At 68.0% G+C, this 26,410-nt stretch carries 25 protein-coding genes and 1 tRNA gene; 13 read left to right on the forward strand and 13 right to left on the reverse strand.

Annotation, left to right across the window (positions count from 1 at the left end; genetic code table 11):
- The first annotated feature begins 11 nt into the window (after positions 1-11).
- Both H7J89_RS20330 and H7J89_RS20335 read left to right on the forward strand, forming a co-directional pair.
- Entirely contained in the window at positions 12-1,952 is a 1,941-nt protein-coding gene (locus H7J89_RS20330) for a putative alpha/beta hydrolase (protein WP_264045954.1), read from the forward strand.
- A complete protein-coding gene (locus H7J89_RS20335) occupies positions 1,949-2,518 on the forward strand; it encodes an LppA family lipoprotein (protein ID WP_264045956.1) in 570 nt (189 codons plus the stop codon). Before H7J89_RS20330 ends, H7J89_RS20335 begins: the two co-directional genes overlap by 4 nt.
- A gap of 138 nt (positions 2,519-2,656) precedes the next feature.
- Here the strand turns inward: H7J89_RS20335 and H7J89_RS20340 are convergent, their stop codons facing one another.
- The 7 genes from H7J89_RS20340 to H7J89_RS20370 all read right to left on the reverse strand — a co-directional run bounded on the left by H7J89_RS20340 (position 2,657) and on the right by H7J89_RS20370 (position 9,152).
- Complete coding sequence (locus H7J89_RS20340; protein WP_264045958.1) at positions 2,657-3,277, reverse strand: TetR/AcrR family transcriptional regulator; 621 nt, start codon at positions 3,275-3,277, stop codon at positions 2,657-2,659.
- Positions 3,270-4,523, reverse strand: coding sequence for a cytochrome P450 (locus H7J89_RS20345; protein ID WP_264046138.1), 1,254 nt, complete (start codon positions 4,521-4,523; stop codon positions 3,270-3,272). Before H7J89_RS20345 ends, H7J89_RS20340 begins: the two co-directional genes overlap by 8 nt.
- Positions 4,524-4,897: 374 nt before the next feature.
- A tRNA-Ala gene (locus tag H7J89_RS20350) sits at positions 4,898-4,970 on the reverse strand.
- Between the two features lie 50 nt (positions 4,971-5,020).
- Positions 5,021-6,055: a divisome protein SepX/GlpR gene (gene sepX, locus H7J89_RS20355; RefSeq protein ID WP_264045961.1), complete on the reverse strand. Its 1,035-nt coding sequence runs from the start codon at positions 6,053-6,055 to the stop codon at positions 5,021-5,023.
- Positions 6,056-6,218: 163 nt separating this feature from the next.
- Positions 6,219-6,872, reverse strand: coding sequence for a GNAT family N-acetyltransferase (locus H7J89_RS20360; protein ID WP_264046140.1), 654 nt, complete (start codon positions 6,870-6,872; stop codon positions 6,219-6,221).
- 21 nt (positions 6,873-6,893) lie between these two features.
- The gene (gene glp / locus H7J89_RS20365; RefSeq protein ID WP_264045963.1) at positions 6,894-8,186 is read right to left on the reverse strand and encodes a molybdotransferase-like divisome protein Glp; all 1,293 of its coding nucleotides are present in this window, start codon (positions 8,184-8,186) and stop codon (positions 6,894-6,896) included.
- A gap of 54 nt (positions 8,187-8,240) precedes the next feature.
- On the reverse strand, positions 8,241-9,152 hold the full coding sequence (locus H7J89_RS20370; RefSeq protein WP_264045966.1) for a UTP--glucose-1-phosphate uridylyltransferase: 912 nt from the start codon (positions 9,150-9,152) through the stop codon (positions 8,241-8,243).
- Positions 9,153-9,228: 76 nt separating this feature from the next.
- On the opposite strand from H7J89_RS20370, the gene H7J89_RS20375 reads away from it, so the two are divergent.
- The 4 genes from H7J89_RS20375 to mscL all read left to right on the forward strand — a co-directional run bounded on the left by H7J89_RS20375 (position 9,229) and on the right by mscL (position 11,525).
- The gene (locus H7J89_RS20375; RefSeq protein WP_264045968.1) at positions 9,229-9,828 is read left to right on the forward strand and encodes a 5-formyltetrahydrofolate cyclo-ligase; all 600 of its coding nucleotides are present in this window, start codon (positions 9,229-9,231) and stop codon (positions 9,826-9,828) included.
- 88 nt (positions 9,829-9,916) lie between these two features.
- Positions 9,917-10,252, forward strand: a complete 336-nt coding sequence (locus H7J89_RS20380) for an FmdB family zinc ribbon protein (RefSeq protein WP_264045970.1) — start codon at positions 9,917-9,919, stop codon at positions 10,250-10,252.
- 67 nt (positions 10,253-10,319) lie between these two features.
- On the forward strand, positions 10,320-10,997 hold the full coding sequence (locus H7J89_RS20385) for an SAF domain-containing protein (RefSeq protein WP_264045972.1): 678 nt from the start codon (positions 10,320-10,322) through the stop codon (positions 10,995-10,997).
- A 66-nt stretch (positions 10,998-11,063) separates the two neighbouring features.
- A complete protein-coding gene (mscL, locus tag H7J89_RS20390) occupies positions 11,064-11,525 on the forward strand; it encodes a large-conductance mechanosensitive channel protein MscL (RefSeq protein ID WP_264045974.1) in 462 nt (153 codons plus the stop codon).
- A 4-nt stretch (positions 11,526-11,529) separates the two neighbouring features.
- Here mscL and H7J89_RS20395 read toward each other — a convergent pair whose 3' ends face one another.
- The 5 genes from H7J89_RS20395 to rpmF form a co-directional block, all read right to left on the reverse strand.
- The gene (locus tag H7J89_RS20395) at positions 11,530-12,087 is read right to left on the reverse strand and encodes a MogA/MoaB family molybdenum cofactor biosynthesis protein (protein ID WP_068041385.1); all 558 of its coding nucleotides are present in this window, start codon (positions 12,085-12,087) and stop codon (positions 11,530-11,532) included.
- Positions 12,087-13,556 (reverse strand): S1C family serine protease, encoded by a 1,470-nt coding sequence (locus H7J89_RS20400; RefSeq protein ID WP_264045979.1) that lies wholly within the window; start codon positions 13,554-13,556, stop codon positions 12,087-12,089. Before H7J89_RS20400 ends, H7J89_RS20395 begins: the two co-directional genes overlap by 1 nt.
- Before the next feature lie 75 nt (positions 13,557-13,631).
- On the reverse strand, positions 13,632-15,182 hold the full coding sequence (locus H7J89_RS20405) for a HAMP domain-containing sensor histidine kinase (protein WP_264045982.1): 1,551 nt from the start codon (positions 15,180-15,182) through the stop codon (positions 13,632-13,634).
- A gap of 16 nt (positions 15,183-15,198) precedes the next feature.
- The gene (mprA, locus tag H7J89_RS20410; RefSeq protein WP_067200233.1) at positions 15,199-15,888 is read right to left on the reverse strand and encodes a two-component system response regulator MprA; all 690 of its coding nucleotides are present in this window, start codon (positions 15,886-15,888) and stop codon (positions 15,199-15,201) included.
- A gap of 66 nt (positions 15,889-15,954) precedes the next feature.
- The gene (gene rpmF / locus H7J89_RS20415; RefSeq protein ID WP_007168835.1) at positions 15,955-16,128 is read right to left on the reverse strand and encodes a 50S ribosomal protein L32; all 174 of its coding nucleotides are present in this window, start codon (positions 16,126-16,128) and stop codon (positions 15,955-15,957) included.
- 289 nt (positions 16,129-16,417) lie between these two features.
- On the opposite strand from rpmF, the gene H7J89_RS20420 reads away from it, so the two are divergent.
- The 7 genes from H7J89_RS20420 to H7J89_RS20450 all read left to right on the forward strand — a co-directional run bounded on the left by H7J89_RS20420 (position 16,418) and on the right by H7J89_RS20450 (position 25,555).
- On the forward strand, positions 16,418-18,127 hold the full coding sequence (locus H7J89_RS20420) for an acyclic terpene utilization AtuA family protein (protein ID WP_264045985.1): 1,710 nt from the start codon (positions 16,418-16,420) through the stop codon (positions 18,125-18,127).
- Entirely contained in the window at positions 18,124-19,272 is a 1,149-nt protein-coding gene (locus H7J89_RS20425; RefSeq protein ID WP_264045988.1) for an acyl-CoA dehydrogenase family protein, read from the forward strand. The genes H7J89_RS20420 and H7J89_RS20425 overlap by 4 nt, the downstream gene beginning before the upstream one ends.
- Entirely contained in the window at positions 19,269-20,864 is a 1,596-nt protein-coding gene (locus H7J89_RS20430; protein WP_264045991.1) for an acyl-CoA carboxylase subunit beta, read from the forward strand. The genes H7J89_RS20425 and H7J89_RS20430 overlap by 4 nt, the downstream gene beginning before the upstream one ends.
- A gap of 5 nt (positions 20,865-20,869) precedes the next feature.
- The gene (locus tag H7J89_RS20435; RefSeq protein ID WP_264045994.1) at positions 20,870-22,846 is read left to right on the forward strand and encodes an acetyl/propionyl/methylcrotonyl-CoA carboxylase subunit alpha; all 1,977 of its coding nucleotides are present in this window, start codon (positions 20,870-20,872) and stop codon (positions 22,844-22,846) included.
- Positions 22,847-24,013: an acyl-CoA dehydrogenase family protein gene (locus tag H7J89_RS20440; RefSeq protein ID WP_067735809.1), complete on the forward strand. Its 1,167-nt coding sequence runs from the start codon at positions 22,847-22,849 to the stop codon at positions 24,011-24,013. It begins immediately after the preceding gene.
- Positions 24,013-24,846, forward strand: a complete 834-nt coding sequence (locus H7J89_RS20445; protein WP_264045997.1) for an enoyl-CoA hydratase family protein — start codon at positions 24,013-24,015, stop codon at positions 24,844-24,846. Before H7J89_RS20440 ends, H7J89_RS20445 begins: the two co-directional genes overlap by 1 nt.
- A gap of 106 nt (positions 24,847-24,952) precedes the next feature.
- Entirely contained in the window at positions 24,953-25,555 is a 603-nt protein-coding gene (locus H7J89_RS20450) for a DUF1707 SHOCT-like domain-containing protein (protein ID WP_264045999.1), read from the forward strand.
- A 2-nt stretch (positions 25,556-25,557) separates the two neighbouring features.
- Here H7J89_RS20450 and H7J89_RS20455 read toward each other — a convergent pair whose 3' ends face one another.
- The gene (locus H7J89_RS20455) at positions 25,558-26,406 is read right to left on the reverse strand and encodes an aldo/keto reductase (RefSeq protein ID WP_264046000.1); all 849 of its coding nucleotides are present in this window, start codon (positions 26,404-26,406) and stop codon (positions 25,558-25,560) included.
- Positions 26,407-26,410 lie beyond the last annotated feature (4 nt).

Consider the following 26,410-nt stretch of genomic DNA (forward strand, 5'->3'; position numbering starts at 1 on the left):
CTGGCGGTGCGATGCAGCTGGTCTGGCTCAACGTTGCCGATCTGATCGGCCAGGCCGGCGGTGACCCGTGGGCGATCAACCGGAGTCTGCAGGCCGGGAACCCGTTCGAGATTTCTCAATTGGCGGACGCCTTCCACCAGGCCGGCGTGTGCACGGCCGAGGCGGACCATGCGTTCGAGCAAGCCCGTAACCGATTCGACGCGGCCTGGAACCACCAGAACGGTGACCACCCGATCAACGATTCGGCCGAGGTGCAGCGCACGGTCAAATCGCTTGGGGCGCAATCCCTGAAGCTGCCGAAGATCGGGGCCGACCTGGAGAACATCGCGGCCGCCCTGGCCGAGGCGCAGAAGGCCGGCGCCACCGAGATCGCCGCGCTGGAACGGCAGTTACAGCTGCTCGACAAGCTCATCGGCGCGGCGATGAAGGATCTGGAGGATCCCAAACTCGACCCGAGCAGTCGTTCCCAGCTGGAGTCGTTGATCAAAGACGCCCGCGCCGACGCCGCCGACGAGACCAGGGATGCTCTGCACCAGCTGCAGTCGATCCGCGACGGCTACTCCAACACGCTGCAGAGGTCGCTGGGCGCCCTGCACGGCGACGGGTACGACCAGTCGGGTATCCAGGCGATCGAGGGTCCGCTGTCGCCGGTACCGGACCTGCCGGATGACCCCAAGGAATTTGCGGACGTCTGGAACACTCTTACGCCCGCGCAGAAGGACCGGGAGTACCAACGGAACCCGTTGATCGGAAATCACAATGGGATGCCCGCGGCGGACCGGGATCATTACAACCGGCTCGACCTGGCCGACGAACTGGGCCGCGCTCAGACGGCCGCTGCACAGGCCGACGCGCTGAAGGCCCAGCACCCCGATTGGGCGGCGGGCAAGAACATTCCGCCGCCGAACGAGCCGGGGGCGATTTTCGACGACCGCCTCGCCTACGAGGCGTGGCAACGCCAATACGATGCCGCCCGGGACGGTGCCAAGTACCTGCCCGACCTGCAAGCCGTCGACAGAACCGTCAAAGCGAGCCCCGATCGCAAGCTCATGCTGCTCGACGCCAAAACGGGTAAGCAGGCCCGCGCCGCGATCGCGGTCGGAGACCCCGACACGGCCACCCACGTATCGGTCACCGCGCCCGGCTTGAACACCACCGTCCACGGCGCCATCGGGGGCATGGTGTCCGAGGCGACCGACGCGAGAAAGGAAGCGCTCCGCCAATTGAGCCTGACCCCCGGGCACGAACACGACACCGTTTCGGCCATCGCGTGGATCGGTTATGACCCGCCGCAGGTGCCGGGCTTCGACGACATCGGCAAATCGCTCGCCGGCGGGTGGGGCGTCAGCCACGACGCCGTCGCCAGAGCCGGGGCCCATGACCTGGCCGGCTTCTACGACGGGATCCAGGCCGCCCACCACGGCGGCCCCGCCGACCTCACGGCGATAGGACACTCCTACGGCTCACTGACCACCGGCCTTGCCCTGCAAGAGCCCGGCGATCACGGGGTGTCGCGAGCGTTGTTCTACGGCTCCCCCGGCATCGAAGCCTCCACACCGCAACAACTCCACCTGCAGCCCGGGCACGTGTTCACCATGGAAACGCCCGACGACCCGATCCAGTGGACGTACGACGGCCCCGCCATCGCCCACGACGTCGCCCCGTTCCTGCCTCCGCCCTTCCGGGACCTCGCTACCAGTGTCCTGGGCGCGGCGGACGCCTCCGGCGCCGGCCACTTCGGCCCGAACCCGGCGACCAACCCCAACTTCACCCACCTGGCCACCGGTTCCGCCACCGTGCCTGACGGCCACGGCGGCACCCTCACCCTTCAAGACGCGCACGGTCACAGCGACTACCCCCGCTTCCCCGACGGCGGCGGGCTCCGAACGACCAACTACAACATCGCGGCCGTCCTCGCCGGACTCGGAGATAAGGCGGTACCCACGAAGTGAGCAACAACCAGACCAGCCCCCGCAACCTGCAACGCCACGGCATTTCGTGCATCGCCATGGCCGCAATCGCACTCGCCGCAGGAGGATGCCACGTGAACCAGCCCTATGCGCCCACCCCACCCAACGACGCGACCAAGGCCCTCCAGGTGCTCAAGTCCCTGCCCTCGTTCGAGGACACCCAAACCCAGGTGCAGGCCGCAATGAACGAGATCACCGCCGCCGCAAGCAAATTGATCCCGTCGATCACGTGGGAGACACCGCACGAAGGCTCGGGCGACAACTGCGAGCGACCGTACGAACAAACCGACGGCAAGCGGTACTTCCTCCCCGACCAGGTTGCCGCCAACGCGCCAGTCTCCGAGCAACAGTGGGCGACGATCCAAGAGACCGCCAAACAGGCGGCCGCCAAGCTCGACGCCACCGAGATGCAGGTGATGCAGGACAGCCCCGGGAACCACGACGTGGGGTTCTACGGACCCACCGGGATCTTCATCAAAGTCGGATACCGGGGGAACCTCGTCGTCGCCGGCTACACCGGCTGCCGGCTGCCCCGCGATAAGAAATAGGTCGGATCGGCACCGAGCGGGCACCGGGGACGGAGCGGCAACCCTGTTCGTCCGGGTAAAGACAGAAGGCGCTGGGCGTTCCAGGCTTTCAGGCGGAAGGCCGAGTTGGCACTCCCCCAATCGGAATGTTGCGTCGTTTCACTGGATCGACAGCGACGTCATTCGCGGATGGAGGATTGCTGGGCCCAGCCATTGAGCAACGAAGCGGCGTAGTGCGAGTCCTTCGCGTGGCGGTTGCCCAGGATCGGTCAGAAGCGACTGAACTGTGCGTAAGGTCATTTCGGCGAGTTGTGTAAGCGCGGTGGTGTCGAAGCCGTGAAGCTTCCAATCGACATCGAGGCGATGGAAGGCCGACAAGCAGAAGGTGATTGCCGTGTCGGAGGTGAGCGAGGTGGCAGCTTCGCCCCCTGGTGGCTTGGCGAGCAAGCCCTCCAACTGCGGATCGCCGGTGAGTTTCTCGACTGCGAACGAAACGATCTCGACGACCGCAGGAACCGGGTCGTTGAGGCCATCGACATGGTCAAGAACTTGGTCGATGAACCCGTTGACCGAACGCATTGCGCTGGCGATGAGCAGCGCGTCGGCGTTCGGAAAGTAGCGGTACACCGTCTGACGAGTGACTCCGAGCCTGCGGGCGACGTCGGCCAGGCGTAATGCCGAACCGTGCTCAGCGATCACCTCGTCGACCGCATTCAGAATGCGGGCGATTGCCTCCTCGTCCGAGGCGGGTGTGGCGCCCGCCCAGCCGCGACTACGCATCCGCCGTCACGAGCCTCTCGGCCTCGAACTCGATCTCAAGTGTTGTGGGGCCTGTCATTCCCAGCAGAGATTTCCACGGGGCCGAAGCGATGCGATGGGGTGCGGTGAGACGTCGGGTGAGAATTGTGAGTGCCTCCGCCAATTCCCGACGTGCAAGGTTCGCCCCGAGGCAGTAGTGCGCACCTCCGCCGAAGGTCAGGATTGCGGGCGCCTCCTCGCGTGCGATGTCAAAGCGGTCAGCATCGTCGTAGATGGCTGGATCGCGGTTGGCTGCAAAGGTGTTCACCAGTACGAAGGTCCCCGCCGGGAACGTGTAACCGCCAAACTCGGCATCCTCGGTGGCGGCTCTCGGCGCGATACAGACCGCAGGTGAGTGGCGCATGCTCTCCTCGACCGCCTGCATCGCAAGCTCGGGCTGGTCGGCCAGTTTCGCCCATTGGTCCGGATGCTCGCACAGCACCTGCACCGACGCGGCCAGCTGATGCCGCGTCGTGTCCGTTCCCGCCATCAAGAAGCCGGCCACCAGCATGCGCAGTTCGTCGAGATTCAGCCGGTCGCCGTCGCTTTCGGCCCGGATAAGCTCAGAAAGCAGATCATCGGTCAGATGGTTCCGGCGTGCGCCGACCATGTCATCGACGTAGGCGTCCAGTTCGCTCCACGACCGCATGATGGCGGATTCATCGAAAGTGGCGTCGGGCTGAAAGTTGAAGGCCTTGAAGATTTCGTCGGTCCACCGCGAGAACTGCTCCCAGTCCTGCTGCGGCGCTCCGATCAGCGCGCACATGATCGGGGTGGGGTAGGGCCGCGCGATGTCGGTCACGACGTCGCACCGACCGGCGTCTACCACTCGATCGATCAGCCCGTTCACCACCTCATGAATCGTGTCCTTGAGGCGTGACGTCGCGCGGGGAGTGAACGCCCTCGAAACCAGCTTGCGTAAGCGAGTGTGTGGCGGGCCTTCGAGACAAAGAAGACTGCTCATCAGCTTGTCGTATAGCGGACCTGAGGTGACGCCCTGCGCTGCCAGCGTGATGCCGGGTGGCATGCGGAACCTGTTGTCGCGCAGGATATCTCGAGCCAGCTCGTAGGACAGGATTTCCGGGCCGAGCGGCCCGATGGCGATGGGCGCACACGATTGCGCAGCTCGGACATCTTCGCGGATGTCGTGCGGGGTGGCGGTGAGGTCGTAGCTGAACGTGGGGAGGCCAGCTTCGAAGACGCTGGGAGCGGCGCTGTTCACATTCATCGTTGTCTCAACTTCCGCGAAGGCCTTGGCAGACATCGTTTAGACATTATTGCCATAAGCGTATGACCTTCGTCCCTCACTCGTCAATCATCCTGGACTTTACTGAGCGAGAGTAGCAATTCACCTGCTATGGTCATACGTTTTGCAATTGGATGTCGTTAGGTTGGCTCGAGCAGCACCTGCGAAGGACCGCGCCGCGTGGCCCGCCAGTAACCGCCTCATATTCGCGCGCTCGGGTTAAGACGGCTCACCGCCCGCGATGGGCCGGTCCGGGTTGGTCGGCGAGTATCCGGTAAATCGTGACCCTGCTGACACCACGAGTCGCCGCGGAAGTGCCCTCACGGGCGGCAAGCGCCTGACCTGCTCAAACTCTGTGGAGCTAAGGGGATTCGAACCCCTGACCTACTCGATGCGAACGAGTCGCGCTACCAACTGCGCCATAGCCCCTGACCGCTAGCAGGCTACCAGCCGCGCCGCGAACCGCCGAACCGCCGCCACTACTCGCCGACGGCGCGCGGCAGGTCGCGGGGCCAACCGAAGTTCCGCATCGGCATCGCGTAGTCCAGGTGCTCGAAGATCGGGTCCTCGTCGTCGATCTCCAGGACCACCGCCCCGGGGCGCCGCAGCCGCGACGGGACCACGTCGTAGTCGCGGTCGTAGGCGTTCTCCACGCCCATCCGCGCCCGCGCCATCCGCTGCATGCGGCGGCGGCGCACCTTCTCCTCGATGCGGGTCTGGCGGCGCAGGTAGGCCAGGTACAGCAGCGTCACCGCGGTGGCGGTGCCGCACGCCCACCAGGCACTCGGCGAAATCTTGAACGCGGCGGTGGCCGTGCCGACCAGGACGACGGCCATCACCATCAGGACGCGCCTGCGGAAGGCATACTTGCGGGCGCTGACCGCGGCCGCGGTCTTGGTGTCGAACCGGCGGCGGCGCGAGGCGTTCCGGGGGGCCGGCGCCGGCATTTCCTCGTCGTCGGCTTCGGCCTCCGGCTCCAGACCCGAAGAGTCCTCGACGTATTCGTAGCCGTCGTCGTCCTCGTCGCCGGCGTGGGCGACCACGTCGGTGTCGGAATCCTCGTCGTCCTCGCCGGCCTCGGCTTCCTCCTCGATCGCAACTCCTGCCGGAAGCGCCTGAGAATCCTCGACGACGTCGACGTCGAGATAGTCGGGCTCGGTGAGCTCGGGAGCCGCGACCTTCATGACCACCGGGCGCAACTGGCGCAGCTCGTCGGTGTCGTGTTCGTCTGCGCGCTCTTCGTCCTCATCCTCGGCGAGGTCGCGGTCCTCGTCGAGCTCGGTTTCGGCCGACTCTTCCGGTGCCTTCCAGTCGGGGTCGCTGCGGTGACCGGCGGCCGGACCGCTGCGTTTGATCAGGCGCGAGTTCCCGCCACCGTTGAGGACCCGGGTGGCCAGGGCCACGTCGCTGGTGCGCCGCACGGCGTCGCGTTTGCTGACGAGCATCGGCACCAAAACGAACAGCCAGAGCACTACGAGCGAAATCCACAACAGTGACTGCGGAATGCTTGGCATGACGACCTGCTCTCTTCGGTTCCGATCCCCGCCAGGCCCACCGGGGCCAGCGCGGCCGGGTCTTTAGTGACCAGGACAATTACACACCTGTAATTTGCCTCTCACAAGCACCACGAGTCACTCGTGTCGCGGTAGCCACATAGCGGCCCGCCACTCGGGGCGGTCAGGCCCAGCTGGCGTGCCCGCCCCGGACCAGGGTCGAGGCCACCGATCCGGACACCTCTTCGGCCGTGATGGCCATCAGCAGATGGTCTCGCCACGCCTTATCCACCTCGAGGTAGCGCTGCAACAGCCCCTCCTGGCGGAACCCGACTTTCGCCAAAACGGCCCGGCTGGCGGCGTTTTCGGGCCGCACCGTGGCCTCCACGCGGTGCAGCATCACCGGGCCGAAGCAATGGTCCAGACCCAGCGCCAACGCCGCCGTGGCCACCCCGCCCCCGGTCGCCGACCGCGGCACCCAGTAGCCGATCCACGCCGACCGCAGCGCCCCATGGGTGACATTGCCGATGGTCAGCTGGCCACAGAACTGGCCGTCGAGCTCGATGACGTAGGGCAACATGCGGCCCGCACGGGCCTCGGCCCGCAGGCCGGAGCACAGCGCCGGCCACGCGGCGACCGCGTGCCGGGTCGTCCAATCGCCCTCCGCGCTGGGCTCCCACGGCTCGAGGTGCGCGCGGTCGGCCAACCGGATGCGGCTCCACTGGGCGCCGTCGCGCATCCGCACCGCACGCAACCGGACCACCCCCGCCGGGACCCGCAACGGCCCGACGTCCAGCGGCCAGCCCGGATGACGGGCGTTGGTACGCAACAGGTTCACGAGCGCCCGGAGTCGTTGCACTTAACCGCGCTGAGCCAAGAAGGCGACGTCGACGATCTCGCCGGTGCGGATTTGTTCGGCGCCGCTGGGCACCACCACAAGGCAGTTCGCTTCGGCGAGGGTGGCCAGCAGGTGCGAGGACGCCCCCGGCGCCCCACCCAGTGCCTGCACCAGATATTCACCGGTCTCCTGGTCGCGCATCAGCTGGCCGCGCAGGTAGCCCTTGCGCCCGGCGACCGACGTGATCGGCGACAGCGTGCGGGCTTGCACGATCCGGCGCATCGGCTGGCGCTTGCCCAGGGAGAGCCGGATCAGCGGCCGCACCATCACCTCGAAGACCACCAGGGCGCTGACCGGGTTGGCGGGCAGCAGGAAGGTCGGGACACCGTCGCGGCCCAGCTGCCCGAATCCCTGGACGGAACCGGGATGCATCGCGACGCGGACGACTTCCATCTCCCCGAGCTCGGAAAGGACCGACCGCACCGGCTCGGCCGCGGCGCCACCGACGCCGCCGGCGATCACCAGCACCTCGGCCCGGTTGATCTGGCCCTCGATGACTTCGCGGAATTCGCCGGAGTCGCTGCTGACGATGCCGATGCGGTTCACCTCCGCGCCGGCATCGCGGGCTGCCGCCGCCAACGCGTAGGAGTTGACGTCGTACACCTGGCCGTTGCCCGGGGTGCGCGAGATGTCGACCAGTTCGCCGCCGACGGCCACCACCGTCACCCGCGGCCGCGGATGCACCAGCACCCGTTCGCGCCCGACCGCAGCCAGCAGGCCGACCTGGGCCGCGCCGATGACCGTGCCGGCACGCACCGCGACGTCACCGGGCTGCACATCATCCCCGGTGCGGCGCACGTACGCGCCCGATGGCGCCCCGCGCAGGATTCGCACCCGCGTGCTGCCGCCATCGGTCCAGCGCAACGGGATGACGGCGTCGGCCAGCGTGGGTAGCGGGGCCCCGGTGTGCACGCGGGCGGCCTGGCGGGGCTGCAGGCGGCTGGGCGTGCGTGCACCGGCCTCGACGGTCCCCATCACGGGCAGGACCAGACCCTCGCGCCGGTCTTCGTCGAGCTCGGCATCGCCGGGCGGCTCGCCCAGACTGTCGGCGCCCACTTCGCCGATGCCCAGCACGTCGACGCTGCGCACCGCATAGCCGTCGATCGCGGCCTGATCAAACCCGGGCATGGGGCGCTCGGTGACTACTTCCTCGGCGCACATCAGCCCCTGCGCCTCGGCGATGGCCACCCGGATCGGCCGCGGAGCCACCGCGGCGGCCGTTATCCGGGCCTGCTGCTCCTCCACAGAACGCACAGCGCGCCTCTCTGCCCTAGACGGGCGCCGTCTCGGGCCGGGCGCATCGGCCGGCTACTTCTCGGCCAGGCCTAACCGCGCCACCAACCATCGCCGCAAATCCGGGCCGTAGTCGTCACGATCCAATGCAAAGTCAACCGCAGCCTTGAGGTAGCCGCCGGGATTTCCCAAGTCGTGTCGGGATCCGTGATGCACGACGACATGCACGGGGTGGCCCTCCGAAATGAGCAGGGCGATCGCATCGGTCAGCTGCACTTCGCCGCCCACCCCACGGTCGACGCGGCGCAACGCGTCGAAGACGGCGCGGTCGAGCACGTAGCGGCCCGCCGCGGCCAACAACGATGGGGCGTCCTCACGCTTGGGCTTCTCGACCATGCCGTTGACCTTCAGCACGTCGGGGTTGTCGTCGCCGGGCACCGGCTCGACGTCGAAAACCCCGTAGGCGCTGATCTCCTCGGGCGTCACCTCGATGGCGCACAACACCGTGCCGCCGTGGTCCGCCCGCACCTTCGCCATCGTCTCCAGCACACCGGTCGGCAACACCAGGTCGTCGGGCAGCAGCACCATCACGGCGTCGTCGTCGGTCGTCAGCGCGGGCTCCACGCAGCTGATGGCGTGCCCCAGGCCCAGCGGCTCGGCCTGCACCACGGACTCGACCTTGATCAGCTGCGGCGCGCGACGCACCTTGTCGAGCATGGCCTTCTTGCCGCGGGCCTCCAGCGTGCCCTCGAGGACCAGGTCCTCGACGAAGTGTGCGACGACGCCGTCCTTGCCCTCGGAGGTGATGATCACCAGGCGGTCCGCGCCCGCCTCAGCCGCCTCGGCGGCGACCAGCTCGATGCCGGGGGTATCGACGACGGGCAGCAGCTCCTTGGGAACCGTTTTCGTCGCGGGCAGGAAGCGGGTACCAAGACCGGCAGCGGGCACGATCGCCGTGTGTGGGACCACCACTTTTGGGCTTGACATTGTTCACACGATAACCCGAACACGGTTTGCCGAGTCGATGTGGCGCGGCCGAAGGCCCGGCTGCGATGGTTAACCCATGGCGACCACCGGCAAGGCCGTGTTGCGGGGGCAGTTACAGGCGGCCCGGCGCCGCGTTGCCGACGCCGTTCGGGCCGACGAGGCGCGCATGCTGTGCGAGCGACTACAGGCCGCGCAGAACTTCGTGAGCAGCGGCAGCACGGTGTGCGCATACGTGCCGGTCGGCGCCGAGCCCGGCTCGATCGACATGGTGGATGTGTTGCTGCGGCTGGCCGGGCGGGTGCTGCTGCCGGTTGCGCGCACCGCCGCCGACAACACGCCGCTGCCGTTGCGCTGGGGCGAATACCGGCCCGGCACACTGACATCGGCGCGGTGGGGATTGCTGGAGCCTCCGGAGCCGTGGCTGCCGGCATCGGCGATCGCGGAGGCGAGCCTGATCCTGGTGCCGTCGTTGGCCGTCGACCGCTCCGGGGTGCGGTTGGGCCGGGGTCGTGGTTTCTACGACCGCTCCCTGCCCGGCCGCGACCCCCACGCTCGGCTGATCGCGCTCGTGCGCGACGCGGAGTTGGTGGACGAGTTGCCTGCCGAGCCGCACGACATACCGATGACCGATGCGCTCACACCGCGGGTGGGACTGATACCACTCAATCCGGGGTAACAGATCGGGAATGAGCGGCGTCACGTGGCGGTTCTAGCACTTGAGACGCTAGAGTGCTAACAGGCTTTGCAATCATCCGGAGGTTTTTGTGCCGACTTACAGCTATCAGTGCACCGAGTGCGACGATCGCTTCGACATCGTGCAGGCCTTCACCGACGATGCGCTGACCACCTGCAAGCGCTGCTCCGGGCGGCTGCGCAAGCGCTTCAACTCCGTGGGCGTGGTGTTCAAGGGCAGCGGCTTCTACCGCACCGACAGCCGCGAATCCGGCAAGAAGTCCACGACTTCTACCAACGGGTCCTCGTCGAGCGACTCCGGGTCGACCTCGGGATCCACCGAGAAGTCCGGGGCGAGCGAGAAATCCAGCTCGAGCGAGAAGTCGAGCAGCGCCTCCACGGCATCCGCCGCCGCGGCCTCGAGCTAACGGGTTATCCACAAACGCATTTGCCGCCGGCATGCGCCGGTGATCGCGTTGCGCTTACGTTCGCGGCATGGGCGAATCATCGCTGAATCCAAGCCTGTTCAGCCGCCTCTTGATGCTGCGTCCGGATTGGACCAGGACCGTGCTGGCGCGGCGTGTCGCCGCCGGCTTCCTCGTCGTGCTGGCCGCCCTGGCGGCGCTGCGCTCCGACCCGGCCGGTGACTATGCCGAGGTGGTAATCGCCGATCACGACCTGCGGCCGGGTGCCGCGCTGGCCCCCGCCGACGTTCGTCTCGAAAAGCGTTTGGCCTCAACCGTTCCCGATGGGTCACTGGCCGACGTCAGCGCCGTGGCCGGTTCGACGCTGGCCGGCCCGGCGAGGCGCGGCGAGGTGCTCACCGATGTGCGGCTGTTGGGCAGCCGGCTGGCCGAGGCCGCGATCGCGTCGAAGGCGGGACCCGGCGCCCGGATCGTGCCGCTGCGGCTGGCGGACGGCGCCCTGATCGACCTTGTCCGCGCCGGCGACGTCGTCGACGTGCTGGCGGCACCGACAACCGGCTCACCGAAGACTCCCCAGGCCGCTCCCAAGGTGGTGGCCACCGACGCCGTCGTGGTGCTCGTGTCGGCCAAGCCAAAGGTCCAGGGCGCGGACGGTGACCGCGTAGTGTTAGTTGCGCTGCCGGCCCGCGTGGCGAACACGGTGGCGGGCTCGGCGCTGGGTCAGGCGGTGACCCTCACCCTGCACTGAGTGCCTCGCCGCCGCCGGCCACGCACCCGACAGCAAACTCTGTCCAATCCCAGGAAGGACATCTCAGTGTTCAAAGGGTTCAAGGAGTTTCTCTCGCGCGGCAACATCGTCGACCTGGCCGTCGCGGTGGTCATCGGTACTGCCTTCACCGCACTGGTCACGAAGTTCACCGACAGCATCATCACGCCCCTGATCAACCGGATCGGCGTCAAACAGCAATCCAACGTCGGCGCCTTGAAGATCAGCATCGGCGGCGGCCAGACCATCGACCTGAACATCCTGCTGTCGGCCGCGATCAACTTCGTGCTCATCGCCGCGGTCGTCTACTTCTTCGTCGTCCTGCCGTACAACACGCTGCGTAAGCGCGGCGAGGTCGAGCAGGCGGACGACGCCCAGGTCGTTCTGCTCACCGAAATCCGTGACCTGCTCGCCCAGACCAACGGAGATTCGTCGGGCAAGCACGGCGGCACGACCACGGCGCCCCCACCCGAGCACGGACCGCGAGCCGACGCCGAGTCACAGACCTAAGCGGTCAGATCTCCAGGCTCGACAGCTGCCCGATAATTTGAGCGGCCAGCGGGTTCAGCGTCGCCATTCCGTCGCGCACCGCGTACCGGGAACCGGCCAGGTTCACCACCAGCGTGCTTCCGGACACCCCGGCCAGGCCGCGTGACAGCCCGGCGTCGATGATCCCCGCGGACAGCCCCGATCCCCGAATGGCTTCGGCAATGCCGAGGATTTCCCGGTCCAGGATTTCGCGGGTGGCCTCCGGGGTGACGTCGCGCGGCGTGACACCCGTCCCGCCGACGGAGACCACCAGGTCCACCCCGCCGATCACCGCGGTGTTGAGCGCGTTGCGGATCTCGACCTCATCCGCCGCGACCGCAACCACACCGTCGACGACGAATCCGGCCTCGGTCAGCAGTTCGGTTACCAGCGGCCCGCTGTGGTCCTCGTCCCCGTGGGCGGTGCGATCGTCGACCACCACGACCAGGGCCCGGCCGACTACCAACTCCGCGCCCGTTTCCATGGGTGCCACGGTATAACCGAGCTCCGACAATCCCGCCGCCGAGGGTTCTTCGACTCGCATTACTGATCCGCCTTCCCCAGGGTCACCGGCACGGTACGGCTGCCACCAGCGGGATCCTGGAAGGTCAGCGAGATCTTGTCGCCGGGCGCCTTGGACCGCACGGCCGCGACCAGGGCGTCAGCGCTGCTGATCGGACGATCGTCGACCTTGGTGACGATCACATTCTTGGGCACGCCGGCGCTCGAGGCCGCACCACCCGGCACGACGTCGACGACCTTGGCCCCCGGGGAGCCCTTGTCGTTCGTCACCTGCACGCCGAGCGAGGCGTGGGACGCCTTGCCGCTGCTGATCAGCTCGTCGGCGATGCGCTTGGCCTGATCGACCGGGATCGCGAACCCCAGCCCGATCGAACCGCTCTGGGCATCCGGCGAGTCGGCCCCCAGGGTGGCGATGGCCGAGTTCACTCCCACCAGCTGGCCGTTCATGTTGACCAGCGCGCCGCCGGAGTTACCCGGGTTGATGGCGGCGTCGGTCTGGATCGCGTCCAGCACGGTGTTCTGGTTGCCCGACTCACCCGTGGTGGACACCGGTCGATTCAGCGCACTGACGATCCCGGTGGTGACCGTGCCCGACAGACCCAGCGGCGAGCCGATGGCCACCACCGGTTGGCCGACGCGAAGGTCCGATGAGGAGCCCAGGGAGATCGGGGTGAGGCCGGAGACACCCTGCACGCGGATCACGGCGATGTCGCTGGTGGGGTCGGCGCCCAGGACCGTGAAGGGTGCGGTGCGGCCGTCGGCGAAGGTCACCGTGGTCTTGGGGGCCGGACCACCGGGTCCGCCACCGGGGCCTGCGGGCGGCCCACCGGGGGGAGCCGCGGGGCCCTTCGGCGGGCCCGCGGCCGCCGCGACCACGTGGTTGTTGGTCAGGATCAGCCCGTCGGCGGAAAGGATGATGCCGGAGCCCTCTTCGGACTGGCGGCCCAGATCCGTCTCCAGCATGACGACGCTGGGCACCACCTTGGACGCGACCTGCTCGACGCTGCCCGGCGGCATGTTCGCCGCCGGGACGGTGGGCGCGCCGATGACGCTGCGCCCATTGCCGCTGGTGGTGTGTGTGCCCAGCTCGACAGCCGTCGCCGCGGCCCCGCCGATGCCCGCCGACACCACCGCGATGGCCAATGCGCCTACGGTCAACAGCCCTGCGCGGGAACGCTTTTGGGGGCCGGGCGGCAGCATCGGCGGCAGCATCCCGGGAATCGGTCCGGTCCCGGTGGCCCCGGGCAGGGGGCCTGCCCCGGTTCCCCCCGGCGTCCGGCCCGGACCGGTGCCGTTGTACGGGTCGTAGGGCTGCCGGAATTGGGAGGTCTGCGATTGATGCCGCCAGTCGAATGGCTGGCTATACGGCTGCTGATGCCCCTGGCCGTAAGCAGAGGTCCCCGGGTGGGTCGGGGTGGGCGCAGGCTGATTCGGCGCGGGACGATATCCCGGCTGCTGCGGCGGTGGCGAATACCTCGGGTCATTCGTCATGTCGCTGGGTCGCACTTCCTCTATCTCAGTATCGGCTCGTCGGCTCGACTGGGTTCTTCAACAGTAGCTGCAGACCTACCTTGCCCGCGCGGACTGAGAGTCCACTGAGATAACGTTCGCGGGTTCCCGAGAGTTCGACTGATCGCCCGCCATGGGGACCGTGGCATCGGTGCCGGGCTCTCCCTCGGAATTACCCGCGTCGGGTGTCGGATACGGCGACGGGGGCATCCGCCGACCGGGCAGCAGCACATAAAACGAGGTTCCCGGCGGCTGTCCGCCGGGCACGGTGTCCTCGACACGAAGCAATCCACCGTGATTCAGCACGACCTTTTTGACGATCGCCAGCCCAAGCCCCGAGCCGGGCATCGCGCGTGCGGTCGTCGAACGGTAGAACCGCTCGAACACCAGTCGGCGTTCGTGCGGCGGAATGCCGGGCCCGTGGTCGGACACCACCAACTCTGCATGCGACGGGTCGAGTTGTCGCATGGTGATGCCGACACGGCCGCCCGGTGGGCTCCACTTGGCCGCGTTGTCCAAGAGGTTGAGCACCGCGCGGGACAGCCCCGCGGCGTCGCCGTACATCTGCCAGGGCGTGATGTCGACGTCGAAGTGAATGTCGTTGCGGCGCCGTCTGACTCGCTCCAGGCTGCGATCCACCACCTCGGACATGTCGACCGGTTCGTGCACCACCTGGCCGGCGTCGTCCCGAGTGAGGTCCACCAGATCGCCCACCAGCGTGGACAATTCCTCGATCTGCGCCAGCACGTCGGCGCGGAGCTCGACCATCTCCTGATCGGGCAGCCGCGGCGCCCCGGGTTCCATCGATGCCATCAGCAGCTCGACGTTGGTGCGCAGCGACGTCAGCGGGGTGCGCAATTCGTGTCCGGCGTCGGTGACCAGCCGCGCCTGCCGCTCGCGGGACTCTGCCAGTGCCCGCAGCATCAAGTTGAATGCCTCTGTGAGCCTGGCCAATTCGTCGCTACCGAATACCGGAATGGGCCGCAGGTCGTCGGTGCGCGCCACCCGTTCGGCCGCTTCGGTGAGGCGGGCCACCGGACGTAGCCCCGCCCTGGTGACCATGCCGCCCGCCACCGCGGCCACCGCGACGCCGACGCCGCCGACGATCAGCAGCACCCAGCGCAGCTTGGTCATCACCGCCTCGGTGGGCTTGAGGCTCTTGGAGATCAACAGCGAACAACCGTTGGGCAGGTGGATGGCAAGGACGCGCTGATCGGAGGCCGTGCGGCGGGACATGAACAGATCACCCCGTATCACCGCCTTTTCCGGCGCGCCGACCGGCAGCGTCTGGCCAGGCTGCTGCGCCGTGTAGATCGAGTGACCCGGGTTCACCAGCATCGCGTTGACGTCCGAATAGGCGGTGCCTTCGATGGCCTTTCCGGGGTCGGCGGCCAGTGAACCGCTGGCGATCAACAGCTGCGCACGGCTCTGCAGCTGGTTGTCGATATCGCTATACAGCGCAGCCGAAATCACCGCATACACGGCGAATGCCATCAGCACCACGACCATCGCCACCATCGACATCGCCAGCAGCATGACGCGCCACCGCAGCGACAACGAGCTGGTGGCACGCAGCGGTACGCGTGGGGGTCGTTGGTACCGGATCATCGTTGCAGGTGACTCGTCACGGCGGCGTCTCCCGAAGGACGTAGCCCACGCCGCGCACCGTGTGGATCAGTCGTGGCTCGCCGTCGGCCTCGGTCTTGCGGCGGAGATAGCCGACGTAGACCTCCAGCGCGTTGCCGGAGGTGGGGAAGTCGAATCCCCACACCTCCTCGAGGATCCGGCTGCGGGTGAGCACGCGGCGCGGATTGGCGATCAGCATTTCGAGCAAGGCGAATTCGGTACGCGTCAGGCTGATTTGGCGCTGCCCGCGAGTCACTTCCCGGGTCACCGGGTCCAGCGTCAGGTCGGAGAACTGCATGGCCACCGATTCGGCGTCATCGTCGTCGGGCTTGGTGCGGCGCAGCAGCGCCCGCATCCGGGCCAACAGCTCCTCCAGGGCGAACGGCTTCGGCAGGTAATCATCCGCGCCCGCGTCCAACCCGGCGACCCGCTCGGAGACCGAATCGCGGGCGGTGAGCACCAGGATCGGCAGGTCGTCGCCGGTGCTGCGGAGCTGACGGCAGACCTCGAGGCCGTCCAGCCGCGGCATCATCACATCGAGCACGAGCGCGTCGGGCCGGTCACTGGCGATCATGTCGAGCGCCTCCAGCCCGTCATGGGCCAACTCGACCGAGTAGCCATTGAAGGAAAGCGACCGACGCAGCGACTCACGCACTGCGCGATCGTCGTCGACGACCAGTATCCGCACGGGCCTAGTGTCGTCCCGACGCCTGAGAGCGGGCTGAGAGGCGCGCCGGGTGTTTGCCGAGATTAACTAACGCCGGTCCAGGTCGATCAGACCGAGACGGGCGGCCTTGAGCAGGCGGCGGGGCACCTTGTGCTTCTGGCCTGCGACCGTCACACCGACGAGCTCCGTCTTGGTGGCCTTCCACTGCGCGCGACGGCTTCGGGTGTTCGCGCGCGACATCCTGCGCTTGGGTACGGCCATGGTCGGGCCTAACTCCTCGTGTCGGGGGCTTGTCGCGCGGCGTGGCCCATGGGGGCGAACGTGCGACGATTGCTATCAGGATAGTCGGTGGCCTGCTGCTCACCAAAACGACGCCCACCGGCGGCGAGATTGCCGTGACGGCCGTGATCCCGGCGTGTCGACGACCGTGGCGGCAATCTCGCCGCGACGGCCGGGCGGGCGTCCTTGACGTGACACCGGCGCGACCCGCTAACCTACCGGTTGGTTGGTTGGTTTGCGCTCACCGGTGAAACGCAGATGGGAGGACTGCATGGCCTCTGTTACTGGCCGCGACGCCGTCCGGATCGCGAACTGCTCCGGGTTCTACGGCGACCGGCTGTCGGCGATGCGCGAGATGCTCACCGGCGGTGACGTGGACTATCTCACCGGCGACTACCTGGCCGAACTGACGATGCTGATCCTGGGCCGCGACCGCATGAAACACCCCGAGCGCGGCTACGCCAAGACGTTCCTGGCCCAACTCGAGGACTGCCTGGGCGAGGCCCGTGACAAAGGCGTCCGCATCGTCGCCAACGCCGGCGGCCTCAACCCGGCCGGGCTGGCGGACGCGATACGCGCCCTGGCCGAGCGCCTCGGTATCCCGGCCAGGGTCGCCCACGTCGAAGGCGACGACCTGCTGGCGCGCGCGGCGGACCTTGGGCTGGGCTCGCCCCTGACCGCGAACGCCTACCTGGGCGCCTGGGGCATCGTCGACTGCCTGGGTGACGGCGCTGACGTGGTCGTCACCGGGCGGGTGACCGACGCCTCGGTGATCGTCGGGGCCGCCGCCGCGCACTTCGGCTGGGGCCGCACCGACTACGACCGGCTCGCCGGCGCCGTGGTCGCCGGCCACGTCATCGAGTGCGGCGTGCAGGCCACCGGCGGCAACTACTCCTTCTTTACCGAGGTGCCCGACCTGACCCACGCCGGCTTCCCGCTGGCCGAGGTCCACGCCGACGGCTCGTCGGTGATCACCAAGCACCCCGGCACCGGCGGGCTGGTCAGCGTCGACACCGTCACCGCGCAGCTGCTCTACGAGATCACCGGCGCTCGCTACGCCAACCCCGACGTCACCGCCCGGATGGACACCGTCGAGCTGTCCGCCGAAGGCCCCGACCGGGTGCGCATCAGCGGCGTGCTCGGCGAACCGCCGCCGCCCACCTACAAGGTGTCGCTGAACAGCATCGGCGGATTCCGCAACTCCATGACCTTCGTGCTGACCGGTCTGGACATCGAGGCCAAGGCCGACCTGGTGCGCCGGCAGCTCGAGGCCGCGCTGACCGTCAAGCCCGCGGAGCTGCAGTGGTCGCTCGCGCGCACCGACCACACCGACGCCGACACCGAGGAGGCCGCCAGCGCGCTCCTGCACTGCGTGGTCCGCGACCCCGATCCCGCGAACGTCGGGCGCCAGTTCTCCTCGGCCGCCGTCGAATTGGCGCTCGCCAGCTATCCCGGTTTTCACGTGACCGCCCCGCCCGGCGACGGCCAGGTCTACGGTGTGTTCACCGCCGGCTACGTCGACGCCAACGCGGTGCCACACGTCGCGGTGCACGCAGACGGGACCCGCACCGACGTCTCCTGCGCCACCGACACTTTGGAACTGGCACCCGCCGATCCCCCGGCGTTGCCCGAGCCGCTTGCCGCCGGGCCGGTACGCAGGGTGCCGCTGGGCCGCATCGCCGGGGCCCGCAGCGGCGACAAGGGCGGCTCGGCCAACGTCGGGGTCTGGGTCCGCACCGACGAACAGTGGCGCTGGCTGGCCAACACCCTGACCGTCGGGCTGCTCAAGGGGCTGCTGCCCGAAGCGGCGGAGTTCGAGGTCACCCGGCACGTGCTGCCGAACCTGCGCGCGGTCAACTTCGTCATCGACGGCATCCTGGGCCAGGGCGTTGCGTATCAGGCCCGTTTCGATCCGCAGGCCAAGGGGCTTGGTGAATGGCTGCGCGGCCGGCATGTCGACATTCCCGAAAGGCTGCTATGAATCTGTGGACGACGCCGGAGCGCGAACAGTTGCGAAAGACGGTGCGCTCCTTCACCGAACGCGAGATATTGCCGCACGCCGACGAGTGGGAGCGCATCGGCGAGTTGCCGCGCGACCTGCACCGGCGCGCCGGGGCGGCCGGCCTGCTGGGCGCGGGCTTCCCCGAGGCGGTGGGCGGTGGCGGTGGTGACGGCGCGGACGCGGTGATCATCTGCGAAGAGGTCCATCAGGCCGGCGCTCCGGGCGGGGTCTTCGCCTCGCTGTTCACTTGCGGCATCGCGGTGCCGCACATAATCGCCTCCGGTGATCAGCGGCTGATCGAGGAGTTCGTGCGGCCGACCTTGACGGGCGACAAGATCGGCGCGCTCGCGATTACCGAGCCCGGCGGCGGCTCGGACGTCGGGCACCTACGAACCTCGGCGGTGCGCGACGGCGACCATTACGTGGTCAACGGTGCCAAGACCTACATCACCTCGGGTGTGCGCGCCGACTACGTCGTCACCGCGGTGCGCACCGGCGGCGCCGGCGCGGCCGGTGTTTCGTTGCTCGTTATCGAGAAGGGCACACCGGGTTTCGAGGTGAGCCGCAAGCTGGCCAAGATGGGGTGGCGGTCCTCGGACACCGCCGAGCTGTCCTTCGTCGACGCGCGGGTGCCGGCGGCCAACCTGGTCGGCGCCGAGAACAGCGGATTTTTGCAAATCGCGCAGGCGTTCGTCGCCGAGCGCATTGGCCTTGCGGCACAGGCCTATTCGAGCGCACAGCGGTGCCTGGACCTGACGCTGCAATGGTGCCGCGACCGGGAGACCTTCGGCCGCCCGCTGATCTCGCGGCAATCGGTGCAGAACACGCTGGCCGAGATGGCCCGGCGCATCGACGTCGCCCGGGTCTACTCTCACCACGTGGTCGAGCGTCAACTGGCCGGCGAGACCAACCTGATCGCCGAGGTGTGTTTCGCCAAGAACACCGCCGTCGAGGCCGGCGAATGGGTGGCCAACCAGGCCGTCCAGCTGTTCGGCGGCATGGGCTACATGGCCGAATCCGAGGTCGAACGCCAGTACCGGGACATGCGGATCCTGGGCATCGGCGGCGGGACGACCGAAATACTGACCGCACTTGCAGCCAAGACCCTGGGATTTCAGTCATGACGACACTGCAGTCCACCCTCGATCCCAAGTCCCCCGCCTACGCCGACGCGGCGTCGACGGCAACCTCCAGGCTCGAGGAGATCGACGCCGAACTCGCCAAAGCGCTTGCGGGCGGCGGCCCCAAGTACGTCGAGCGCCACCACGCCCGCGGCAAGCTGACCGCGCGGGAACGCATCGAGCTGCTCGTCGACCCCGACTCCCCGTTCCTGGAGCTCAGCCCGCTGGCCGCGTGGGGCAGCGCGTTCACGGTAGGCGCCAGCACGGTCACCGGAATAGGCGTGGTGTCGGGCGTGGAATGCCTGATCGTCGCCAACGACCCGACGGTCAAGGGCGGCACCAGCAACCCGTGGACCCTGAAAAAGATACTGCGGGCCAACCAGGTCGCATTCGAGAACCGGCTGCCCGTCATTTCGCTGGTGGAGTCCGGCGGGGCGGACCTGCCCACCCAGAAAGAAATCTTCATTCCCGGCGGGCAGATGTTCCGGGACCTGACCCGTCTGTCTGCGGCCGGGATCCCCACCATCGCCCTGGTTTTCGGCAACTCCACCGCCGGCGGCGCCTACATTCCGGGCATGTCCGACCACGTCGTGATGATCAAGGAACGTTCGAAGGTGTTCCTCGCCGGTCCCCCGCTGGTGAAGATGGCCACCGGTGAAGAATCCGACGACGAGTCGCTGGGCGGTGCCGAAATGCACGCCCGCATCTCGGGTTTGGCCGACTACTTCGCCGCCGACGAGCTCGACGCGATCCGCATCGGCCGCCGCATCGTGGCCCGGCTGAACTGGGTCAAGCAGGGTCCGGCCCCGGGCCCCGTGACCGAGCCGCTGTTCGGTGCCGAGGAGCTCATCGGCATCGTGCCGGCGGACCTGCGCGTCCCGTTTGACCCGCGCGAGGTGATCGCCCGCATCGTGGACGGCTCGGAATTCGACGAATTCAAGGCGATGTACGGCTCGTCACTGGTGACGGGATGGGCGCGGCTGCACGGCTACCCGTTGGGCATCCTGGCCAACGCGCGCGGGGTACTGTTCAGCGAGGAGTCGCAAAAGGCCACCCAGTTCATTCAGCTGGCCAACCGCTCGAACACGCCACTGTTGTTCCTGCACAACACCACCGGCTACATGGTGGGCAAGGACTACGAAGAGGGCGGGATGATCAAGCACGGATCGATGATGATCAATGCAGTCTCCAACTCGACCGTCCCGCACATCTCCCTGTTGATCGGCGCCTCCTATGGCGCCGGCCATTACGGCATGTGCGGCCGGGCTTATGACCCGCGGTTCCTGTTCGCGTGGCCCAGCGCCAAATCCGCGGTGATGGGTGGCGCGCAGCTTGCGGGCGTCTTGTCCATCGTGGCCCGCGCCGCCGCGGAGGCCCGCGGTCAGCAGGTCGACGAGGAAGCCGACGCCGCGATGCGCGCCGCGGTCGAAGGTCAGATCGAGGCCGAGTCATTGCCGCTGGTGTTGTCCGGAATGCTTTACGACGACGGGGTGATCGACCCGCGCGACACCCGCACGGTGCTGGGAATGTGTTTGTCCGCCATTGCCAATGGCCCGATCGAGGGGACGTCAAACTTCGGCGTCTTCCGGATGTGAGTCCCATGGTCACTCGAGTGCTGGTCGCCAACCGAGGCGAGATCGCCCGGCGGGTGTTCGCCACCTGCCGCCGACTGGGCCTGGGCACCGTCGCCGTCTACACCGACCCCGACGCCGCCGCGCCGCACGTGGCCGAAGCCGACGCGCGGGTGCGGCTGCCCAAGACCAACGACTATCTGAACGCCGAGGCGATCATCGCCGCGGCCCGCGCGGCGGGTGCCGACGCGGTCCACCCGGGCTACGGGTTCCTCTCCGAGAACGCCGATTTCGCAGCCGCCGTGCGGGGCGCCGGCCTGACGTGGGTCGGGCCGCCGGTGGACGCGGTACGGGCGATGGGTTCCAAGATCGAGGCCAAGAAACTGATGGCCGCCGCCGGGGTTCCGGTGCTCGACGAACTCGACCCCGACGCGGTCACCGAGGCGCAGCTGCCCGTCCTGGTCAAGGCCTCCGCGGGCGGCGGTGGCCGCGGGATGCGGGTGGTCCGCGAATTGTCCTCTCTCGCTGGCGAAGTCGAGGCGGCCCGGCGCGAGGCGCAGTGGGCGTTCGGCGACCCGACCGTCTTCTGCGAGCGCTACCTGCCCACCGGGCATCACATCGAGGTTCAGGTCATGGCCGACACCCACGGCACCGTCTGGGCCGTCGGGGAGCGGGAATGCTCGATTCAGCGCCGGCATCAGAAGGTCATCGAGGAGGCTCCCTCGCCGCTGGTGGAGCGCACCCCGGGCATGCGGGCCAAGCTGTTCGAAGCGGCGCGGCTGGCGGCGGCCGCGATCGGTTACACCGGCGCCGGGACGGTGGAGTTCCTCGCCGACGACGACGGAGAGTTCTACTTCCTGGAGATGAACACCCGGCTGCAGGTCGAGCATCCGGTGACCGAGGAGACCACCGGGCTCGACCTCGTCGAACTGCAGCTCATGGTCGCCGAGGGCCGGCGGCTCGATGCCGAACCCCCAGCCGCCCAGGGGCATTCGATCGAGGCCCGGCTCTATGCCGAGGACCCGGCACGCGGCTGGCAACCCCAGGCCGGCGTGATGCACAGGATCGACGTACCGGCGGTTCGGACCGAGTTCGCCTCACTCGGCCACCGGACCGGAATCCGCCTCGATTCGGGCATCCTCGACGGTTTCACGGTATCGATCCACTACGACCCGATGCTGGCCAAGATCATCTCCTACGCCCCGACCCGCCGGCAGGCGGCGCTGGTGCTCGCCGACGCGCTGGCCCGCGCGGGCCTGCATGGCGTGCGCACCAACCGTGAGCTGCTGGTCAACGTGCTGCGGCACCCCGCATTCCTCGAGGGTGCCACCGACACAGCGTTTTTCGACACGCACGGCCTGGACAAGTTGTCGGCGCCGCTGGCCGACGCCGCGGTCGTCCGGCTGTCCGCGATCGCCGCCGCGCTGGCCGAGGCGGCCCATAATCGCGCGGCGGCGCCCGTCCTCGGAGCCGTCCCCAGCGGCTGGCGAAACCTGGCGTCCGGCTATCAGGTCAAGACCTATCGCGACGACAGTGACGCCGAGCAAAACGTCGAATACCGGTTCACCAGAACCGGATTGACACTGCCCAACGACGCGGCGGTGCAGCTGGTTTCCGCCACGGCGGATCGGGTCACCCTCGCGGACGACGGGGTGGCGCACACCTTCGCGGTCGCGCGATACGGTGACGACGTTTATGTCGACTCGGCGCGCGGACCCGTTCACCTGGTCGCGCTGCCGCGGTTCCCGGAGCCGGGTTCGACCGTCGAAAAGGGTTCCCTGGTAGCGCCCATGCCCGGCAACGTCATCCGCCTCGCCGCAGCGGTCGGCGACACCGTCACCGCCGGGCAGCCACTGATCTGGCTGGAGGCGATGAAGATGGAACACACCATCACCGCACCCTCCGACGGAGTGCTCGCCGAGCTCAACGTCGATACCGGTCAGCAAGTCGAGGTGGGCGCCGTCCTGGCAAGGGTGGAAGCGCCCCAAGCAGAAGGAGATTCGTAAATGACCGACACCAGCTTCATCGAGAGCGAGGAGCGGCAGGCCCTGCGTAAATCGGTCGCCGCATGGGCCGCCAACTACGGCAGCGAGTACTACCTCAAGAAGGCGCGCGCGCACGAGCACACCGACGAATTGTGGTCGGAGGCGGGCAAGCTCGGCTTCCTCGGGGTGAACCTGCCCGAGGAATACGGCGGTGGCGGCGCCGGCATGTACGAGCTGTCACTGGTGATGGAGGAAATGGCGGCGGCGGGCAGCGCGTTGCTGCTGATGGTCGTGTCGCCGGCGATCAACGGCACCATCATCAGCAAGTTCGGCACCGAAGAGCAGAAGAAGCGCTGGATTCCCGGCATCGCCGACGGAACCCTGACCATGGCCTTCGCCATCACCGAGCCGGATGCCGGCTCCAATTCGCACAAGATCACCACGACCGCCCGCCGCGACGGCGGCGACTGGATCCTCAAGGGCCAGAAGGTCTACATCTCCGGTATCGACCAGGCGCAGGCCGTCCTGGTGGTCGGCCGCACCGAGGAGGCCAAGACCGGCAAGCTGCGGCCGGCATTGTTTGTGGTGCCCACCGATGCCCCCGGATTCTCGTATACGCCAATCGAAATGGAGCTGATCAGCCCCGAGCGGCAGTTCCAGGTCTTCCTCGACGACGTCCGGCTGCCGGCCGACGCGCTGGTCGGTTCCGAGGACGCGGCGATCGCGCAGCTCTTCGCGGGCCTGAACCCCGAGCGAATCATGGGCGCCGCCAGCTCGGTCGGGATGGGACGGTTCGCCCTCGACAGGGCCGCCGACTACGTCAAGACCCGTCAGGTGTGGGGCACGCCGATCGGTGCGCACCAAGGGCTCTCGCACCCGTTGGCGCAGTGCCACATCGAGGTGCAACTGGCCAAGCTGATGATGCAGAAGGCCGCCGCCCTCTACGACAGCGGCGATGACGCGGGCGCGGCCGAGGCCGCCAACATGGCCAAATACGCTGCGGCCGAGGCGGCTACCCGCTCGGTCGACCAGGCGGTGCAGTCGATGGGCGGCAACGGGTTGACCAAGGAGTACGGCGTCGCCGCCATGCTCGCCTCGGCCAGGCTCGGGCGGATCGCCCCGGTGAGCCGGGAAATGGTGCTCAACTTCGTGGCGCAGACGTCGCTGGGCCTGCCCCGAAGCTACTGATGGAAACGCTGGTCGAATACGCAGGGCCCGCCGATACCGGCGGCCCGTTCGCGCGGCTGACGCTGAACTCGCCCCACAACCGCAACGCGCTCTCGACCGCGCTGGTCACCCAACTGCACCAGGGCCTGCGCGAGGCGCAGGCGGATCCGGCGGTGCGAGCGGTGGTGCTCGGTCACACCGGCGGCACGTTCTGCGCCGGCGCGGATCTCGGTGAGGCCAGCGGCGGCGACCCCAGTGGCGATCGCGAGCGCGGCGCAGCCGGGCGAAGCGGGTCCCCACCATCGGCATACGACTTGGCAGTGGCGCGCGCCCGGGAGATGACCACGCTGCTGCGGGCCATCGTCTCCTCGCCGCTGCCGGTGATCGCCGCGATCGACGGACACGTCCGCGCGGGCGGGTTCGGCTTGGTCGGTGCCTGCGACATCGCCGTCGCGGGCCCCTGCAGCACCTTCGCCCTGACCGAGGCCCGGATCGGCGTCGCACCGGCGATCATCTCGCTGACGCTGCTGCCGAAACTGTCGCCGCGGGCCGCGGCGCGCTACTACCTGACCGGCGAGACATTCGACGCCGGGATAGCGGCGGACATCGGTCTGATCACGTTGGCGGCCGAGGACGTCGACGCCGCGGTGGCAAAGCTGCTCGCCGATGTGGGCCGCGGTTCGCCCCAGGGGCTGGCGGCGTCCAAGGCGCTGACCACGGCGGCGGTGCTGGAAGGGTTTGACCGCGACGCCGAGCGGCTCGCCGAGGAATCGGCCCGGCTTTTCGTCTCCGACGAAGCCCGCGAGGGCATGATGGCGTTTCTGCAAAAGCGTGCCCCGAGCTGGACGAGTTAGCCAGGTGTCAAACAGACGCCGCCGGCCGAACCGGCCGGCGCGGGGCAAGGTTGCAGTTTGACCAATCCTCTTGCGGCAATAGCCGGACGTCGTAGGCTCGTGGGTGATGAGCAACTCTGCGCAGCGCGATGCGAAGGACACGCGCGACGAATCGTCGCGCGCTGCCGACACTGATCGCATCCAGCTCGCGCAGTTGCTGGCGTACGCGGCCGAGCAGGGCCGGCTGCAGATGAAGGACTACGAAGACCGGTTGACCAGGGCCTATGCGGCGACCACGTACGAGGAGCTGGACCAGCTGCGGGCCGATCTGCCGGGTTCGCCGATCAACCCGCGGCGGGGCGGCAAGCCCAACCCGGCGCCGTCCACTCTGTTGCTTGCCCTGTTGAGCGGCTTCGAGCGGCGGGGCCGGTGGAACGTGCCCAAGAAGCTGACCACCTTCACCTTGTGGGGCAACGGCGTGGTGGATCTGCGCTACGCCGACTTCACCTCGACCGAGGTCGACATCCATGCGATGTCGATCATGGGGGCGACAAAGATTTTGCTGCCGCCCGAAGTCAACGTCGAGATTCACGGCCGCGGCGTCATGGGCAACTTCGACCGCAGCGTCCTCGGCCAGGGCACCCCCGGCGCACCGAAGGTGAACATCCGCGGCTTCTCCCTGTGGGGTGCCGTCGGCATCATTCGCAAGGCCCGCAGGCCTCGCGGCTAGCGTCAGCCGGGCACGTAGTCGAACTTGTCGGGGTTGGGCCCGTTCCTACCCGCTTCACCCTTGTCCAGCGCTGAGATCGCGTCCATGTCGGAATCATCCAACTCGAAGTCGAAGAGCTGGAAGTTCTCTTTGACCCGTTCCGGGGTCACCGACTTGGGGAAGACGACGTCGCCGCGCTGAATGTGCCAGCGCAGCACCACCTGCGCCGCCGATTTGCCCCGCGCCTCGGCGATGCGGTTGATCACCGGATCGTCGAGCACCTTGCCCTGCGCGATCGGTGCCCACGCCTCGGTGGCGATGCCATGCTCGCGCCCATACGCGCGGACCTCTTTGTTCCCGAAGTACGGGTGCAGCTCGATCTGGTTGACCGACGGCACGGTGTCGGTTTCGGTGGCGAGCCGATCCAGGTGTGCGACTTGGAAATTCGAGACGCCGATGCTGCGAGCGCGCCCGTCGCGGGCGAACTCTTCGAACACTTTCCAGGTCGAGACGAAGTCACCGTCGTAGAGGGTGGGCAGCGGCCAGTGAATGAGGAACAGGTCGACGTAATCGGAGTCCAGCGCCTTCAGCGTTCGGTCGAAGGCGCGGCGCGCGTCGTCGGGTTTGTGAAAGCCGTTGTTGAGCTTGCTGGTGACGAACACGTCGCCACGGTCGAGACCGGCGTCGCGGATGCCCTGCCCGACTTCCTTTTCGTTGCCGTACATCTCGGCGGTGTCGATATGCCGGTAGCCGATCTCGAGCGCCGTCTTGACCGCCGCAGCGGTCTCGTCGGGCTTGATCTGAAACACGCCGAAGCCCAGCTGCGGAATGCGGACACCATCATTGAGTTCGATCGTTGGAACCTTGCTCATGCAT

It is taken from the genome of Mycobacterium paraffinicum (genome assembly GCF_025822865.1).
Classification (GTDB): Bacteria; Actinomycetota; Actinomycetes; order Mycobacteriales; family Mycobacteriaceae; genus Mycobacterium; species Mycobacterium paraffinicum.

Bases quoted from the DNA above. Each gene is read 5' to 3' on its own strand.
- H7J89_RS20330 (WP_264045954.1), top strand. From the start codon at position 12: ATGCAGCTGGTCTGGCTCAACGTTGCCGATCTGATCGGCCAGGCCGGC.
- H7J89_RS20340 (WP_264045958.1), bottom strand. From the start codon at position 3,277: ATGCGTAGTCGCGGCTGGGCGGGCGCCACACCCGCCTCGGACGAGGAG.
- H7J89_RS20345 (WP_264046138.1), bottom strand. From the start codon at position 4,523: ATGAATGTGAACAGCGCCGCTCCCAGCGTCTTCGAAGCTGGCCTCCCC.
- sepX (WP_264045961.1), bottom strand. From the start codon at position 6,055: ATGCCAAGCATTCCGCAGTCACTGTTGTGGATTTCGCTCGTAGTGCTC.
- H7J89_RS20370 (WP_264045966.1), bottom strand. From the start codon at position 9,152: ATGTCAAGCCCAAAAGTGGTGGTCCCACACACGGCGATCGTGCCCGCT.
- H7J89_RS20375 (WP_264045968.1), top strand. From the start codon at position 9,229: ATGGCGACCACCGGCAAGGCCGTGTTGCGGGGGCAGTTACAGGCGGCC.
- H7J89_RS20385 (WP_264045972.1), top strand. From the start codon at position 10,320: ATGGGCGAATCATCGCTGAATCCAAGCCTGTTCAGCCGCCTCTTGATG.
- H7J89_RS20395 (WP_068041385.1), bottom strand. From the start codon at position 12,087: ATGCGAGTCGAAGAACCCTCGGCGGCGGGATTGTCGGAGCTCGGTTAT.
- H7J89_RS20400 (WP_264045979.1), bottom strand. From the start codon at position 13,556: ATGACGAATGACCCGAGGTATTCGCCACCGCCGCAGCAGCCGGGATAT.
- H7J89_RS20405 (WP_264045982.1), bottom strand. From the start codon at position 15,182: ATGATCCGGTACCAACGACCCCCACGCGTACCGCTGCGTGCCACCAGC.
- rpmF (WP_007168835.1), bottom strand. From the start codon at position 16,128: ATGGCCGTACCCAAGCGCAGGATGTCGCGCGCGAACACCCGAAGCCGT.
- H7J89_RS20420 (WP_264045985.1), top strand. From the start codon at position 16,418: ATGGCCTCTGTTACTGGCCGCGACGCCGTCCGGATCGCGAACTGCTCC.
- H7J89_RS20425 (WP_264045988.1), top strand. From the start codon at position 18,124: ATGAATCTGTGGACGACGCCGGAGCGCGAACAGTTGCGAAAGACGGTG.
- H7J89_RS20430 (WP_264045991.1), top strand. From the start codon at position 19,269: ATGACGACACTGCAGTCCACCCTCGATCCCAAGTCCCCCGCCTACGCC.
- H7J89_RS20435 (WP_264045994.1), top strand. From the start codon at position 20,870: ATGGTCACTCGAGTGCTGGTCGCCAACCGAGGCGAGATCGCCCGGCGG.
- H7J89_RS20440 (WP_067735809.1), top strand. From the start codon at position 22,847: ATGACCGACACCAGCTTCATCGAGAGCGAGGAGCGGCAGGCCCTGCGT.
- H7J89_RS20445 (WP_264045997.1), top strand. From the start codon at position 24,013: ATGGAAACGCTGGTCGAATACGCAGGGCCCGCCGATACCGGCGGCCCG.
- H7J89_RS20450 (WP_264045999.1), top strand. From the start codon at position 24,953: ATGAGCAACTCTGCGCAGCGCGATGCGAAGGACACGCGCGACGAATCG.
- H7J89_RS20455 (WP_264046000.1), bottom strand. From the start codon at position 26,406: ATGAGCAAGGTTCCAACGATCGAACTCAATGATGGTGTCCGCATTCCG.